This window comes from Pseudomonas fluorescens (assembly GCF_019212185.1).
In the GTDB taxonomy this organism is placed as follows: Bacteria; Pseudomonadota; Gammaproteobacteria; order Pseudomonadales; family Pseudomonadaceae; genus Aquipseudomonas.
In genome coordinates, this window is sequence record NZ_CP078138.1 from 5,717,571 (window position 1) to 5,730,634 (window position 13,064).

Genomic DNA, 13,064 nt, shown 5'->3' on the forward strand with positions numbered 1-13,064 from the left:
TCGCTATGAGCGAAGATCGATCGAGCAACGGGCAGAAGTCCTGGCTGGGTAAACTGACCCAGGCTTTTGCCCACGAGCCGAAGAACCGCCAGGAGCTGCTTGAGCTGCTGCGCGATGCACACCAGAACAAACTGTTGGACAGCGAAGCGCTGGCCATCGTCGAAGGCGCCATCCAGGTGGCTGACCTGCAAGTGCGCGACATCATGGTGCCGCGCTCGCAGATGGTCAGCATCAAGGCGACCCAGACACCCCGCGAGTTCCTCCCCGCGGTGGTCGACTCGGCCCACTCGCGCTACCCGGTGATCGGCGAAAGCCACGATGACGTGATGGGTGTGCTGCTGGCCAAGGACTTGCTGCCGTTGATCCTCAAGGAGAACGGCGACAACTTCAACATCAAGGACCTGCTGCGCCCGGCCACCTTTGTGCCCGAGTCCAAGCGCCTGAACGTGCTGCTGCGCGAGTTCCGCGCCAACCATAACCACATGGCCATCGTCATCGACGAATACGGCGGCGTGGCGGGCCTGGTGACCATCGAAGACGTACTGGAGCAGATCGTCGGCGATATCGAAGACGAACACGACGTCGAGGAAGACAGCTACATCAAGCCGCTGCCCAGCGGTGACTTCCTGATCAAGGCCCTGACTCCGATCGAAAACTTCAACGAATTCTTCGACAGCGAATTCTCCGATGACGAATTCGACACCGTCGGCGGCCTGGTGATGAGCGCTTTCGGGCACCTGCCAAAACGCAACGAGATCACCGAAATCGGCGCCTATCGCTTCCGCATCCTGAATGCCGACAGCCGCCGTATCCACCTGCTGCGACTGACCCCCATCGCCCGGTAACCCCTAAGGATTGAAATGCGCTGGATAACCCGCCCCGGCTGGCCCGGTAACCTGCTGGCCGTGGCGGCCGGTGCACTCACCACCCTGGCACTGGCGCCGTTCGATATCTGGCCGCTGGCGTTACTGGCGGCCGGCTTTTTCTATGCTGGACTGCGCCAACTGACGCCGCGCCAGGCATTGGGCCGGGGCTGGTGTTTCGGGTTTGGCCTGTTCGGCGCGGGCACCAGCTGGATCTACTACAGCATCCACCACTTCGGCGGCGCTTCAGTGCTGCTGGCGGGGTTCCTGATGCTGCTGTTCACCGCCGCGATTGCCTGGTTCTTCGCCCTCCCAGCCTGGGTCTGGGCGCGCTGGCTGCGACGTAATGAGGCGCCGCTGGCCGACGCCTTGGCCTTCGCCGCCTTGTGGGTAGGCCAGGAAGCCTTTCGTGGCTGGTTCCTCACGGGGTTCCCCTGGCTCTATTCCGGCTACAGCCAACTCGATGGCCCGCTGACCGGCCTCGCTCCGCTGGGCGGAATTTGGCTGATTTCCTTCTGCATCGCCTTGAGCGCCGCCCTGCTGTACAACCTGCCGCGCCTGATCAGGGCACCGCGCAAGAGCTTCCTGGTGGTTGGCCTGTTACTGCTGGCCGCACCCTGGGCCGTCGGCCTGGCACTCAAGGGCCACGCCTGGACCAGCCCCTCGGGCGAGCCGCTGAGCGTCGCGGCCATTCAGGGCAACATCGAACAGAGCATGAAGTGGGACCCGGCGCAGCTCAACTCGCAACTGGCGCTGTACCGCGACATGAGCCTGAGTTCCAAGCGTGTCGACCTGCTGATCTGGCCGGAAACTGCGGTGCCGGTACTCAAGGAGTCTGCCGAAGGCTACCTGACCATGATGGGCAAGTTCGCCGCCGAGCGTGATTCGGCGTTGATCACCGGGGTACCGATTCGCCAGGTGGTGCATCAGGAGCGACGTTTCTACAACGGTATCACCGTGGTCGGCGAAGGCGATGGCACCTACCTCAAGCAAAAGCTGGTGCCGTTCGGCGAGTACGTGCCGCTGCAGGACATCTTGCGTGGGCTGATTGCGTTCTTCGACCTACCCATGTCCGACTTCGCCCGCGGCCCGACCGACCAGCCGATGCTCCAAGCCAAGGGCTACCAGATTGCACCGTTCATCTGCTACGAAGTGGTCTACCCGGAATTCGCCGCTGGCCTCTCGGCCCGCAGCGATCTGCTGCTGACCATCAGCAACGACACCTGGTTCGGCACCTCGATTGGTCCGCTGCAACACCTGCAGATGGCGCAGATGCGCGCATTGGAAGCCGGTCGCTGGATGATTCGGGCGACCAACAATGGCGTGACCGGGCTGATCGATCCATTCGGCAAGATCACTGTGCAGATCCCGCAGTTCGAGCGCGGCATCCTCTACGGCGACGTCGTGCCCATGCACAACCTGACGCCGTACCTGCAATGGCGCTCCTGGCCGCTGATCATCCTCTGCGTGCTGCTGTTTGGCTGGGCGCTGATTGCCAGCCGAATGGCCAAGACGGTCTAGGACTGCACTCTCGGCACTGGGGTTATCGATAAAACATCGAGTACCCCAGTTGCCCGACCGCCTCATTGAGCAACTGCCCCGAGCGCCAGATCGACTTGAACGTCGGCATCCAACCGCCCAAGGGCTCGGCGTTGTCGGTGCCGAGAAATCCCATGGGCGCCGGTACCACCTGCAGACCCGCCGCCTCGAAGCTCCACACGGCGCGTGGCATGTGCCAGGCATGGGTGACCACCACTACCCTTTTCAGACCCAGCGGCAGCAGCAATTCGGCACTGAACCGGGCATTTTCCCAGGTGGTGCGACTACGCCCCTCCTGCCAACGCACCGTGACCCCGAAATCCTCCAGCATTGAGTCAGCCATCAACTTGGCTTCCGTCGGCGGCGTGCCGTAATGCAGGCCGCCGCTGGTCAGCACCGGCAACCCCGAAGCCTTGGCCAGGCGTGCCGCATAGCGTTCGCGATCCAGAGCCACGCCGGTGGGCTGGTCGGTCCCCCAAGCCTGGTCGCCACGCTCGCGGCCCGCGCCCAGCACGACAATCACATCCGCACGCTCGGCCAGGCTCGCCCATTCGCTGCGCGCCAGCGGTGGCTCGCGCTCCAGCGCCTTGGCGCCCCACTGTACGACTACCGGCAGACTCATCAGCCAGAAACCGCCTGCTCCCAGTACAAAACAACAGGCAGCCAGGCGCGGCCTCGAGCGGCGCAACCACCAGGCAAGCACCAGCAGCAGCAACAGTAGGCCGGGCGGCAAGAGCAATTGTTTGACGAAATAACGAAAAGGCATCGAGCATCTCCAAAGATGCCCGAAGCCTAAGTGGGTTGAAGCAAGGCGACAACTGACGTGACTGGCGTTTCCATCAAAAAGCCGTCACCAGTGACTGCACACGTACGTGCCTGATCACTTACTTGACTCGCCGGGACCGGACCTTTACCGCGTCCCCGCCAGGGACCTTATCCTTCAACCAGATGACTTTGGCCGAACGAGGGGTCTCCTGATGCATCTCTGCCTGCAACAAGCCTCCCTGCACCGCGTGCTCACTTCGGTTCAGATACGCCTTGATCAAGTCGAACTCTGCGCGGCTCAATCCGCGAAGTTCCAGCTCCAGCGGACGCTCATCGCGCAACCGCCCGGCTGTCTTTGCTGCGTCCAGGGCCATCCCCAGACGGTCTATCAGTTTTTCGTACAACTCGGGTTGCGTTACTGTTGCATGCGACTCCACCATCCCTCACCTCATTGAAGATAAGACTCACTCCCCAACTAGAGCTTAGCTTCGTCGACAAAACAGGCTGCACGCCGCGACCAACGGCCCCAACAGTGGGTCACCCGGCAATCAGGGTTTCCCTAGGCCGAGCGCGGTCATGTATGCTACGGCGCTTCCTGTAAATCCGCTTTCAGCGCGGCTGGACACCGAAAACGCCCGGTTTGGCGTGATCAACCTCCAGCGTTGCCTTGAAGAGGATGAGGCCACCCCTATTCAGTTCAAAAGTAGCCATGCACGAACAATATCAGCCCCGTGAAATAGAAGCCGCCGCCCAATCCTTCTGGGACGAGCAGAAGTCCTTTGAAGTCAGTGAACAGCCAGGCAAGGAGACTTACTACTGCCTATCGATGTTCCCTTACCCCAGCGGCAAGCTACACATGGGGCACGTGCGCAACTACACCATCGGCGACGTGATCTCCCGCTACCAGCGCATGCTCGGCAAAAACGTCCTGCAGCCCATGGGTTGGGACGCCTTCGGCATGCCGGCGGAAAACGCCGCGATGAAGAACAACGTCGCACCGGCCAAGTGGACCTACGAAAACATCGCCTACATGAAATCCCAGCTGCGTAGCCTGGGCCTGGCGGTGGACTGGTCCCGCGAAGTCACTACCTGCAAGCCGGATTACTATCGCTGGGAACAATGGCTGTTCACTCGCCTGTTCGAAAAAGGCGTGATCTACCGCAAGAACGGCACCGTGAACTGGGACCCGGTCGACCAGACCGTACTGGCCAACGAACAGGTGATCGACGGTCGCGGCTGGCGCTCCGGCGCGCTGATCGAAAAGCGCGAAATCCCGATGTACTACTTCAAGATCACCGCCTACGCGGATGAGCTGCTGGAGAGCCTCGACGAGCTGACCGGCTGGCCTGAACAGGTCAAGACCATGCAGCGCAACTGGATCGGCAAATCCCGCGGCATGGAAGTGCAGTTCCCGTACAACGTCGACTCAATCGGCGAAGCCGGCACCCTGAAAGTCTTCACCACCCGTCCGGACACTCTGATGGGCGCCACCTACGTGGCCGTGGCTGCCGAGCACCACCTGGCCACCCTGGCGGCGCAGAACAACCCTGAGCTGCAAGCGTTCATCGCTGAATGCAAAGGCGGTAGCGTGGCCGAGGCCGATGTCGCTACCCAGGAGAAAAAAGGCCTGCCAACCGGCCTGTTCGTCGAGCACCCGCTGACCGGCGAGAAGCTCCCGGTATGGGTCGCCAACTACGTGCTGATGCACTACGGTGACGGCGCGGTAATGGCTGTGCCGGCCCACGACGAGCGCGATTTCGAATTCGCCCACAAGTACAACCTGCCGATCAAATCCGTGGTGCGCACCAGCTCCGGCGAAACCAACCCGGCACCCTGGCAGGACGCCTACGGCGAGCACGGCACCCTGATCAATTCCGGTGAGTTCGACGGCCTGGACTTCGTCGGTGCGTTCGACGCAATGGAAGTCGCCCTGATCAAGAAACAACTCGGCGCCTCGCGCACCCAGTTCCGCCTGCGCGACTGGGGCATCAGCCGTCAACGCTACTGGGGCTGCCCGATCCCGATCATCCACTGCGCAGCCTGCGGTGATGTGCCGGTGCCGGAAGACCAGTTGCCGGTCGTCCTGCCAGAAGACGTGGTACCCGATGGTGCCGGTTCGCCGCTGGCACGCATGCCCGAATTCTACGAGTGCAGCTGCCCGAAATGCGGCCAGCCGGCCAAGCGTGAAACCGACACCATGGACACCTTCGTCGAGTCCTCGTGGTACTACGCCCGCTACGCCTCGCCTCACTTCGAAGGCGGCCTGGTGGAAAAGTCCGCGGCGGATCACTGGTTGCCGGTCGACCAGTACATCGGCGGCATCGAACACGCCATCCTGCACCTGCTGTATGCGCGCTTCTTCCACAAGCTGATGCGTGATGAAGGCCTGGTCAGCTCCAACGAGCCATTCAAGAACCTGTTGACCCAGGGCATGGTGATCGCCGAGACCTATTATCGTCGCGAAGCCAACGGCGCCTACACCTGGTTCAACCCGGCCGACGTCGAACTCGAGCGCGACAGCAAGGCCAAGGTGATCAGCGCCAAGCTGAAATCCGATGGACTGCCGGTGGAAATCGGCGGCACCGAGAAGATGGCCAAGTCAAAGAACAACGGCGTCGATCCGCAGTCGATGATCGACCAGTTCGGTGCCGACACCTGCCGTCTGTTCATGATGTTCGCCTCGCCACCTGACATGAGCGCCGAATGGTCGGACTCCGGTGTCGAAGGTTCGCACCGCTTCCTCAAGCGCGTTTGGCGTCTGGCTCAGGCCCACGTCACCCAGGGCCTGCCGGGCAAACTGAACCTCGCTGCGTTGAGCGATGAGCAGAAAGCCGTTCGCCGTTCGATCCACCTGGCCATCAAACAAGCCAGCCAGGACGTGGGCCAGAACCACAAGTTCAACACCGCCATCGCCCAAGTGATGACCCTGATGAACGTGTTGGAGAAAGCCCCGCAAGGCACCGAGCAGGATCGTGCGCTGATTCAGGAAGGCCTGGAAACCGTGACCCTGCTGCTAGCCCCGATCACGCCGCACATCAGCCATGAACTGTGGCAGCGCCTGGGTCACGCCGACGCGGTGATCGACGCCGCTTGGCCGGTGTTGGACGATAGCGCCCTGGTGCAGGACAGCCTGCAACTGGTGATTCAGGTCAACGGCAAGCTGCGTGGCCAGATCGAAATGCCCGCCAGCGCCACTCGCGAAGAAGTCGAAGCCGCCGCACGCGCCAACGAAAACGTGCTGCGTTTCGTCGACGGCCTGACCATTCGCAAAGTGATCGTGGTACCCGGGAAACTGGTCAACATCGTCGCCAGCTAATTGGAGCAGGTGCCAGGCCCGGCCTGGCACCGAACAAAACCTTTCGGGCTGCAGCGCAGCCCACACGGTTTCAAGGGGAACAACAAGATGATCAAACGCAATCTTCTGGTGATGGGCCTCGCGGTCCTGCTGAGCGCCTGCGGTTTTCAACTGCGCGGCACCGGCACCAGCGAACTGGCGTTAAAGGAAATCGACCTGAGTGCACGTAATGCCTACGGCGAAACCGTGGTGATGATGCGCCAGGTCCTGCAAAGCAGTGGCGTCAAGGTCACTGCCGGCGCGCCTTACAAGCTGGTGTTCACTAACGAGCAGACCTCCCAGCGCAGCCTCAGCTACTCGGGCGCCGGCCGTACCGCCGAGAACGAACTGACCACCGTGCTGGACTACCAGATCGTTGGCCAGAACAACCTCTCGCTGATCAGCGACAAGCTGCAAGTGCAGAAAGTCGTGATGCATGACGGCAGCAACATCACCGGTTCCGTCCAGGAAGAGGACGAAGCCCGCAAGGAAATCCATCGTGAGCTGGTCCAGCGCATGATGTTACGCCTGCAGCAAATTACCCCGGCCCAGTTGGATCAGTTGCAGCAGACCGCCAACGCCCGCGCCAAGGCTGAAGCCGATGCACTGGACGCTGCACAGAAGGCTGAAGCGAATACCCCGCGTCAGTCACCGCTGCAAATTCCTGCCGAGTAAGTCTGACGGGGCGCCTTGGCGCCCCATTGGCCCCGCCCTATGAAACTCGCCCCCGCCCAACTCGCCAAACACCTGCAAGGCACCCTCGCGCCGGTGTACGTCATCAGTGGCGACGACCCGTTGCTGTGCCAGGAAGCGGCTGACGCCATCCGAACCGCCGCCCGTCAACAGGGCTTCGACGAGCGCCAGGTATTCGCCGCCGACGCCAATTTTGACTGGGGCAGCTTGCTGCTGGCCGGCGCCAGCATGTCGCTGTTCGCCGAAAAGCGCCTGCTGGAGCTGCGCCTGCCTTCCGGCAAACCCGGGGACAAGGGCGCTGCGGCACTGATCGAATACTGCTCGCGTCCGGCTGAAGACACCTTGCTGCTGATCAGCCTGCCCAAGCTCGACGGCAGCGCGCAGAAAACCAAATGGGGCAAGGCCCTGGTCGAAGGCGCGCAAACCCAGTTCGTGCAGATCTGGCCGGTGGACGTGCACCAGTTGCCGCAATGGATTCGCCAGCGCCTGTCGCAAGCCGGGCTCAGCGCCAGCCAGGACGCGGTCGAACTGATCGCCGCGCGGGTGGAAGGCAATTTGCTGGCCGCGGCCCAGGAAATCGAAAAGCTCAAGCTGATGGCCGAAGGTGGACAGATCACCGTGGAAACCGTGCAGGCCGCCGTGGCCGACAGCGCGCGTTTTGATGTGTTCGGCCTCACCGATGCAATTCTCAATGGCGAAGCCGCCCATGCCCTGCGCATGCTCGAAGGCTTGCGCGGTGAAGGCGTCGAGCCGCCGGTGATTCTCTGGGCTCTGTCCCGTGAACTGCGGCTGCTGGCCAATCTGTCACTGCAATACAGCCAGGGGGTGCCGCTGGACAAGGCATTCAGCCAGGCCCGGCCGCCGATCTGGGACAAGCGTAAACCGCTGATGAGCAAGGCCCTGCAACGCTACTCCGCGTCGCGCTGGGCGCAGTTGCTGCTGGAAGCCCAGCGCATCGACGCACAGATCAAAGGTCAGGCCGCTGGCTCGCCGTGGATGAGCCTGAGCCGCCTGTCACTGCTGATGGCTGGCCAGCGCCTGGCACTGCCTGCCGAGTAAACACAGCGCTCGGCCCCTGACTTATAGCAACACTGGACAGAGGCCGAACTTGGGCAGATGATGCGAGCCGCACCAGCCACCCCCAGGGAGCCCACTGCCCATGAGCAAGCAAAAACGGCCGAACAAGGCCAAATCCATCGTCGCCCAGCCACTGTTCCGCAGTCGCCAGGAACAGCCCACCAAGGGCAAAGGCAGCTACCGCCGCGAAGCCTTCCAGTCTAAAAGCTGGGAGGCTTCTTACTTTCTGGCCGCTTGAAGCGCAGCACCCCCTCTCCATGATAAGGTCGGCACTTGATTCGTATTCCCTGGACCTGTGCATGCCCTTTTGTATTTCCCGTCACTGGCACCTGCGCCCACTGATTGCCGCCACCAGCTTCGTCTTGCTGGTTGCCTGCGCGGAAAAGCCCACCGCTGCCGACGCGCAAACGCTGCAGACCGTTCCTGTTACCACCGCTCCAGCCGTGGTTGCCCCCGTGGTTCCTACCGGCGACAACCTCGAGATCCAACCGACCCAGACCTTCGAACAATGGCAAGCGGCCTTCCGCCGAGACGCCCTGGCCGCGGGCATCAGCCCGAGCCTGTTCGACCGCGCCTTTGCCGGGGTCAGCCCGGACATGAGCGTGATCCGCGCCGACCGCAGCCAGCCGGAGTTCTCCCGTCCGGTGTGGGAATACCTCGACGGCGCGCTGTCCGCAGTCAGGGTGCGCCGCGGCCAGGCCCTGCTGGTGCAATACGCCGACACCCTGAATGCCATCGAGCAACGCTACGCCGTCGACCGTCAGGCGCTGGTGGCAGTGTGGGGCATGGAAAGTAACTTCGGCAGTTTCCAGGGCGACAAGTCGGTGATCCGCTCGCTCGCCACCCTGGCCTATGAAGGGCGCCGTCCGGGCTTTGCCCATGCTCAGTTGCTGGCGGCGCTGCAGATCCTGCAGCAAGGTGATATCGCTCCCGAGAAAATGCTCGGCTCCTGGGCTGGCGCCATGGGCCAGACCCAATTTATCCCGACCACCTATAACACCCACGCCGTGGACTTCGATGGTGATGGCCGTCGCGACATCTGGGGCAGCCCGGCCGACGCCCTCGCCTCCACCGCGCATTACCTGCAAAGCTCCGGCTGGCAGAAGGGTCAGCCTTGGGGCTTTGAAGTGGTGGTGCCGAGCACCTTCAACTATTCACTGGCCGACGGCGCGATCCGCAAGAGCGTTGCCGAATGGACCCAGCTCGGCGTGAAGCTGCCTAATGGCGCCAGCGTGCCGCCCGGTTCCGAGCAACTGTCTGCCGCCCTGCTGCTGCCGGCCGGCTATCGCGGCCCGGCGTTCCTGATCCTCGACAACTTTCGCGCCGTACTCAAGTACAACAACTCGTCGTCCTACGCACTGGCGGTCAACCTGCTGTCCGAACGTTTCAGCGGTGCCGGCCTGATCAGTGGCCAGTGGCCCAAGGATGACCTGCCGCTGAGCCGTTCCGAACGTATCGAACTGCAGAACCTGCTCAGCGCCAATAACTACGACGCCGGCAATCCGGACGGCATCATCGGCGCCAACACCCGCAAAGCCATTCGGGCGGCGCAGCAGTCGTTCGGCTGGCCCGCTGATGGCTACCCGACGCACAAGTTGCTTGAGAATCTGCGCAAGCGCTAAAAGCATCGCGGCGGTGCGACGATTCGACAAGCCCACTCCCACAGGATTGAATCGATGACCTGTAGGAGCGGGTTTTTCGAAACGTCGCACCGCCGCGAAGACTGACCACCAGACGCTACACCCCTAAGCCCTGAGCACTACATCCTGCTCCAACACCAGCGCCTGCTCCCCCGCATCCAGCCGCACCAGCGCCCCCAGCGGCAATGTCAGGTTCGGATCACAATGGCCACTACGCCAGCCTGCCAGCACCGGAATCCGCAACGGCTCGAAGGTCTGCTTGAGCAAGCGGTTCAACGCTTGCTGGTCGACCCCGGCGACATCCCCGGCCAACACCCCACGCAATTTGTGCAAGTGCCCGGCCAGGCGCATCTGAGTCAGCAGGCGGTCGATGCGGTACAGCGGCTCGTTGACGTCTTCAATCAACAGAATCACCCCGTCGGCATCGATCTCGTACGGCGTGCCCATAGTCGCGGCGATCATCGCCAGATTGCCGCCCAGCAACCGCCCATGGGCGATACCCGGCTCAATTGTGGTCAGTGGGTACGCCACCGGGTGAGTCAACACACTGCCCGCCTTCATCTGCCCACGCAGCATGGCGAAAAACGAAGTGACCGTCGGCGGCTCCTTGTCCCCCAGCAGGTCAGCGTTGAGCAGTGGCCCGTGAAAGGTCACGAACCCGGCATAACGGCTGATTGCCAGATGCAACGCGGTGATATCGCTGTAGCCGACGAACGGTTTGGCATGGCGGCGCAACAGGTCGAAGTCGATGCGGTCCAGCAGTCGCGGCGTACCGTAGCCGCCCCGCAGGCAGATGATTGCGTCAACCCCGTCATCGGAAAACGCGGCGTGCAGATCATTGAGGCGTACCTCGTCACTGCCGGCCAGATAGCCGTCCTTCTCGTAAACCCCAGGAAATACCTTCAGCCCATAACCCCGGGCGCGCATCCATTGCACGGCCTTGTCCGTATCCAGCGCTCCCGGGCCGGCAGGCGCAATGACGCCAATGATCCCCTCGGGGGGCAGCGCTGGCACCGGCTTGTGTGGATTGAGGTGAACAGTCATCCATGGATCTCCCTGCGTGTAGTCGTGCACACACAGTAGTCAGGAACGGAGGCAAACAAAAGGCTCCGTTGGCAGGTGGGGGGGGGTTGTCGTATAGCGGGCAAAAAAATACCCGCCGGGCAACGAAACCTCGGCGGGTATTGTTCAGCAAGCGTCAATCAGGAACCGATCAGCTCGGCCTTGACCAGCTTGGCTTGCTCGTCGGCGTGGTACGACGAACGTACCAACGGGCCAGAGGCGACGTTCTTGAAGCCCATCTTGTAACCTTCCTCGGCGAACCAGGCGAAGGTGTCCGGGTGGACAAAGCGCTGCACCGGCAAGTGGTTGCGGGACGGCTGCAGGTACTGGCCCAGGGTCAGCATGTCGATGTCGTGCTCGCGCATGCGCTTCATGACTTCGATGACTTCTTCGTCGGTTTCGCCCAGACCCAGCATCAAGCCGGACTTGGTAGGAATGTGCGGCATCATCTGCTTGAACTTCTGCAGCAGGGTCAGCGACCACTGGTAGTCCGAGCCCGGACGCGCAGCCTTATACAGGCGCGGTACGGTTTCCAGGTTGTGGTTGAACACATCCGGTGGCTCGGCAGCGGTGATGGCCAATGCTACGTCCATCCGGCCACGGTAGTCCGGCACCAGGGTTTCCAGCTGCACATTCGGCGACAGCTTGCGAATTTCGCGGATGCAGTCGGCAAAGTGCTGGGCGCCGCCGTCACGCAGGTCGTCGCGGTCCACCGAGGTGATCACCACGTACTTCAGGCGCAGGTCGGCGATGGCGATGGCCAGGCTTTCCGGCTCGTTGACGTCCAGTGGCTTCGGACGACCATGACCCACGTCGCAGAACGGGCAGCGACGGGTGCAGATGTCACCCATGATCATGAAGGTCGCGGTGCCACCGGAGAAGCACTCGCCCAGGTTCGGGCAGGACGCCTCTTCACAGACACTGTGCAGCTTGTGCTTGCGCAGCAACGCCTTGATGCGGTCGACTTCCGGCGACACCGGAATGCGTACGCGGATCCAGTCCGGCTTCTTCGGCAGTTCGGTGGTCGGAATGATCTTCACCGGAATGCGTGCAACCTTCTCGGCGCCGCGCAGCTTGACGCCGGCTTCTACCTTGGCACGCGGGGCCGGACGCTCGGTAACATCCAGCGTCGGGATCATGGTTTGCACTGCATCAGTAGTCATATCAGTCGATTCCGCCCGTTAGGGTCGTCTGCTCAGCATAGTCGAGGTGTTTGACGAGCTGCGCGCGCAGCCGGGCACTTACCTCGGCAAATTCAATCGGTCCTGTATGGTCACGTAGCTGGGTCATTGCCAACCCGGCGTAGCCACAGGGGTTAATCCGTCGGAACGGCTCAAGATCCATATCCACGTTCAAGGCCAGGCCATGAAAGGAACAACCGTGGCGGATCCGCAGTCCCAGTGAAGCGATTTTCGCACCGTTGACGTAGACCCCCGGTGCATCCGGCTTGGCCACGGCGGTCACGCCATAACTGGCCAGTAGTTCGATCAAGCACTGTTCCATGCGGCTGACCAGGTCGCGCACACCAAAACCGAGCTTGCGTACATCCAGCAGCAGGTAGGCGACCAACTGGCCGGGACCGTGATAGGTCACCTGCCCGCCGCGATCGGCCTGCACCACCGGAATATCACCCGGGAGCAGCAGATGCTCGGCCTTGCCGGCCTGACCCTGGGTGAACACCGGCAGGTGCTCCACCAGCCAGATTTCATCGGCCCGTGAGCTGCCGCGCTCGTTGGTGAAGCGTTGCATGGCCTGCCAGACCGGCTCGTACGCCAGCTGGCCGAGCTCGCGAAAGCCCAGCGGATCGGACATCACAGCACCATGTGCACGAAGCCGGTGGCTCGCAGGTCGCTGTTGATGTTGTACAGCTGGTCCTGATCGGTCGCGACGATGTGCAACTGAATGGTGGTGTACTTGCCGTTGGTGCTTTGACGCTCATCGACACGCTCATCGTTGATGGTCGCGTGTTTCTTGACGATCTCGATGATCTTGTCCTTGTTGCCCGCACCGGTATCGCTGATCACCTTAACCGGGTAATCCGTGACAGGAAATTCGATCTTTGGCGCCTTTACTTCGGTATCGCTCATGGCG

13 protein-coding genes are annotated in these 13,064 nt (G+C 62.2%); 7 read left to right on the forward strand and 6 right to left on the reverse strand.

Annotation, left to right across the window (positions count from 1 at the left end; all coding sequences use genetic code 11):
- Window positions 1-5: 5 nt before the first annotated feature.
- Window positions 6-845 carry an HlyC/CorC family transporter gene (locus KW062_RS25735; RefSeq protein ID WP_027617772.1) on the forward strand — a complete coding sequence of 280 codons (840 nt, stop codon included), beginning with the start codon at window positions 6-8 and terminating at the stop codon, window positions 843-845.
- A gap of 15 nt (window positions 846-860) precedes the next feature.
- Window positions 861-2,384, forward strand: coding sequence for an apolipoprotein N-acyltransferase (gene lnt / locus KW062_RS25740; protein WP_105754432.1), 1,524 nt, complete (start codon window positions 861-863; stop codon window positions 2,382-2,384).
- A gap of 22 nt (window positions 2,385-2,406) precedes the next feature.
- Here the strand turns inward: lnt and KW062_RS25745 are convergent, their stop codons facing one another.
- Together KW062_RS25745 and KW062_RS25750 are read right to left on the reverse strand one after the other, a co-directional pair.
- Window positions 2,407-3,168, reverse strand: a complete 762-nt coding sequence (locus tag KW062_RS25745) for a YdcF family protein (protein WP_105754431.1) — start codon at window positions 3,166-3,168, stop codon at window positions 2,407-2,409.
- A 118-nt stretch (window positions 3,169-3,286) separates the two neighbouring features.
- Window positions 3,287-3,607 carry a hypothetical protein gene (locus KW062_RS25750; protein ID WP_027617769.1) on the reverse strand — a complete coding sequence of 107 codons (321 nt, stop codon included), beginning with the start codon at window positions 3,605-3,607 and terminating at the stop codon, window positions 3,287-3,289.
- A 269-nt stretch (window positions 3,608-3,876) separates the two neighbouring features.
- On the opposite strand from KW062_RS25750, the gene leuS reads away from it, so the two are divergent.
- From leuS to KW062_RS25775, 5 genes are all read left to right on the forward strand, one after another.
- Entirely contained in the window at window positions 3,877-6,483 is a 2,607-nt protein-coding gene (leuS, locus tag KW062_RS25755) for a leucine--tRNA ligase (RefSeq protein WP_027617768.1), read from the forward strand.
- A gap of 87 nt (window positions 6,484-6,570) precedes the next feature.
- Entirely contained in the window at window positions 6,571-7,176 is a 606-nt protein-coding gene (locus tag KW062_RS25760) for an LPS-assembly lipoprotein LptE (RefSeq protein ID WP_105754466.1), read from the forward strand.
- A gap of 39 nt (window positions 7,177-7,215) precedes the next feature.
- Window positions 7,216-8,253, forward strand: a complete 1,038-nt coding sequence (gene holA / locus KW062_RS25765) for a DNA polymerase III subunit delta (RefSeq protein ID WP_027617766.1) — start codon at window positions 7,216-7,218, stop codon at window positions 8,251-8,253.
- A 100-nt stretch (window positions 8,254-8,353) separates the two neighbouring features.
- Complete coding sequence (gene arfA / locus KW062_RS25770) at window positions 8,354-8,509, forward strand: alternative ribosome rescue factor ArfA (protein WP_027617765.1); 156 nt, start codon at window positions 8,354-8,356, stop codon at window positions 8,507-8,509.
- A 61-nt stretch (window positions 8,510-8,570) separates the two neighbouring features.
- Window positions 8,571-9,893 (forward strand): lytic murein transglycosylase, encoded by a 1,323-nt coding sequence (locus tag KW062_RS25775; RefSeq protein ID WP_105754430.1) that lies wholly within the window; start codon window positions 8,571-8,573, stop codon window positions 9,891-9,893.
- A gap of 123 nt (window positions 9,894-10,016) precedes the next feature.
- Here KW062_RS25775 and KW062_RS25780 read toward each other — a convergent pair whose 3' ends face one another.
- The 4 genes from KW062_RS25780 to KW062_RS25795 form a co-directional block, all read right to left on the reverse strand.
- A complete protein-coding gene (locus KW062_RS25780) occupies window positions 10,017-10,955 on the reverse strand; it encodes a S66 peptidase family protein (RefSeq protein WP_105754429.1) in 939 nt (312 codons plus the stop codon).
- Window positions 10,956-11,113: 158 nt separating this feature from the next.
- Complete coding sequence (gene lipA, locus KW062_RS25785) at window positions 11,114-12,136, reverse strand: lipoyl synthase (protein ID WP_027617762.1); 1,023 nt, start codon at window positions 12,134-12,136, stop codon at window positions 11,114-11,116.
- A 1-nt stretch (window position 12,137) separates the two neighbouring features.
- Entirely contained in the window at window positions 12,138-12,785 is a 648-nt protein-coding gene (gene lipB, locus KW062_RS25790) for a lipoyl(octanoyl) transferase LipB (protein ID WP_027617761.1), read from the reverse strand.
- Window positions 12,785-13,060 carry a DUF493 domain-containing protein gene (locus tag KW062_RS25795; RefSeq protein WP_027617760.1) on the reverse strand — a complete coding sequence of 92 codons (276 nt, stop codon included), beginning with the start codon at window positions 13,058-13,060 and terminating at the stop codon, window positions 12,785-12,787. The genes lipB and KW062_RS25795 overlap by 1 nt, the downstream gene beginning before the upstream one ends.
- Window positions 13,061-13,064 lie beyond the last annotated feature (4 nt).

What these genes read in the sequence shown, in the direction of transcription:
- KW062_RS25750 (WP_027617769.1), bottom strand. Translation starts at nt 3,607, where the DNA reads ATGGTGGAGTCGCATGCAACAGTAACGCAACCCGAGTTGTACGAAAAA.
- KW062_RS25780 (WP_105754429.1), bottom strand. Translation starts at nt 10,955, where the DNA reads ATGACTGTTCACCTCAATCCACACAAGCCGGTGCCAGCGCTGCCCCCC.
- KW062_RS25745 (WP_105754431.1), bottom strand. Translation starts at nt 3,168, where the DNA reads ATGCCTTTTCGTTATTTCGTCAAACAATTGCTCTTGCCGCCCGGCCTA.
- KW062_RS25795 (WP_027617760.1), bottom strand. Translation starts at nt 13,060, where the DNA reads ATGAGCGATACCGAAGTAAAGGCGCCAAAGATCGAATTTCCTGTCACG.
- lipB (WP_027617761.1), bottom strand. Translation starts at nt 12,785, where the DNA reads ATGTCCGATCCGCTGGGCTTTCGCGAGCTCGGCCAGCTGGCGTACGAG.
- KW062_RS25735 (WP_027617772.1), top strand. Translation starts at nt 6, where the DNA reads ATGAGCGAAGATCGATCGAGCAACGGGCAGAAGTCCTGGCTGGGTAAA.
- arfA (WP_027617765.1), top strand. Translation starts at nt 8,354, where the DNA reads ATGAGCAAGCAAAAACGGCCGAACAAGGCCAAATCCATCGTCGCCCAG.
- KW062_RS25760 (WP_105754466.1), top strand. Translation starts at nt 6,571, where the DNA reads ATGATCAAACGCAATCTTCTGGTGATGGGCCTCGCGGTCCTGCTGAGC.
- lipA (WP_027617762.1), bottom strand. Translation starts at nt 12,136, where the DNA reads ATGACTACTGATGCAGTGCAAACCATGATCCCGACGCTGGATGTTACC.
- KW062_RS25775 (WP_105754430.1), top strand. Translation starts at nt 8,571, where the DNA reads ATGCCCTTTTGTATTTCCCGTCACTGGCACCTGCGCCCACTGATTGCC.
- leuS (WP_027617768.1), top strand. Translation starts at nt 3,877, where the DNA reads ATGCACGAACAATATCAGCCCCGTGAAATAGAAGCCGCCGCCCAATCC.
- lnt (WP_105754432.1), top strand. Translation starts at nt 861, where the DNA reads ATGCGCTGGATAACCCGCCCCGGCTGGCCCGGTAACCTGCTGGCCGTG.
- holA (WP_027617766.1), top strand. Translation starts at nt 7,216, where the DNA reads ATGAAACTCGCCCCCGCCCAACTCGCCAAACACCTGCAAGGCACCCTC.